Origin of the sequence: Streptomyces sp. UH6 (assembly GCF_013421635.1) — a bacterium.
GTDB classification, from domain to species: domain Bacteria; phylum Actinomycetota; class Actinomycetes; order Streptomycetales; family Streptomycetaceae; genus Streptomyces; species Streptomyces abyssomicinicus.
Genome location: NZ_JACADT010001268.1, coordinates 1 through 1,334, shown reverse-complemented (window position 1 = coordinate 1,334; position 1,334 = coordinate 1). Strand labels below are relative to the sequence as shown.

Genomic DNA, 1,334 nt, shown 5'->3' with positions numbered 1-1,334 from the left:
CCTGGTGGGGTGGCTGCTCCTGGCCGGCGTGCGCGCCCGGCTGCCCCTGCCCCTCCTGCTCTACGGCGGCCTGGTCGCCCTGCTGGCCCTCTGCGCGTCCAGCTACTTCGGTTCCAAGCCGCGCCTGCTGGTCCCCGCCTTCCCGCTGCTGCTGCCGGTGGCCGCCGCAGCGGCGCGGGCCCGACCGGTCCTGGCCGGCACGCTCCTGGGCCTCGCGGCGGCGGTCTCGGCGGTCTACGGCGGGCTCTGGCTGACCGGCTCCGGGCCACCGTGAATTGCGTTCCGCCGGAACGGCCGGAAAGGAATTGGCCAACTCGACCGCATTCCCCGGAAAGCGCATCCAATTCCCCTGGAACAGAACGGGAAACGGCGGGCCGGTGAATTCCCGGACAAGCGGCGGTGTGAGAGGAACCCCACATCACATGGTCATCACAAAGCCCTTGATCCGTCCGGCTCGCGCTCTCACCCGCTGTAACGTCGATTGGGTGCGTACCGAACGAAGCCTCACCCGTCTGGACCGGGTGTTCGCGCGGCTGGACCGGGAGCCCGAGCGGCCGGTCCAACTCGGCATGCCCCGGATGAGCCGTCACCGGTACGCACTGGTCGCCGCCTGCCTGGCCTGCTACGCGGCCGTCGTGTGGGCCGTGATCACCACGTCCTGGCTGGTCCGCCTGGACTGGCAGGTCATGTTCTTCCGCCCCTACCAGCAGTGGCCCGAGATCCACGCCTGGCTCGACTACTACGTCGTCCTGGGCCAGCGCGGCCCCACGGCGGTGATGGTGGCGGCCTGGCTGGGCTGGCGCTCCTGGCGCCAGCACACCCTCCGCCCGCTGATCACCTTCGCCATAGCCCTGCTGCTCCTGAACCTCACCGTCGGCGCCGCGAAGATCGGCATGGGTCGGCTGGGGCCGCACTACGCCACGACCATAGGCTCCAACGAGATGTGGCTCGGCGGGGACATCTTCCCGAGCGGTCACACCGCGAACGCGGTCGTGACCTGGGGCATACTCGCCTACCTCGCCTCCGGTCCGGGGGCCCGGCGCTGGCTCTCCGCGCTCTCGGCGGTGATGTCCCTGGGCGTCGGCCTGACCACCGTCTACCTCGGCACCCACTGGCTGAGCGACGTGCTGCTGGGCTGGGTGGCCGGTGTCCTCGTCCTGCTGGCGCTGCCCGTGTTCGAGCCGCTCGGCGCCCGCGCCGAACGGTGGCTGCTGGACCTGCGCGACACGGTGTGGGACCGGCTGGTCCGCCGTTTCGGCAAGGGCCACGCCTCCGTCCCGGTGACCGGCGCCTCCGGCGGCCCTGCTCCCCTGGTCCGCCGCCCCGTCACGGCG

At 71.7% G+C, this 1,334-nt stretch carries 1 protein-coding gene and 1 pseudogene; both read left to right on the top strand.

The features are described 5' to 3' along the window. A pseudogene (locus HW445_RS31160) lies at positions 1-274 on the top strand (hypothetical protein); the annotation flags it as partial. A gap of 211 nt (positions 275-485) precedes the next feature. Further along, positions 486-1,334: phosphatase PAP2 family protein (locus HW445_RS31155; RefSeq protein WP_180224133.1), on the top strand; the 849-nt coding region annotated here is incomplete at its 3' end.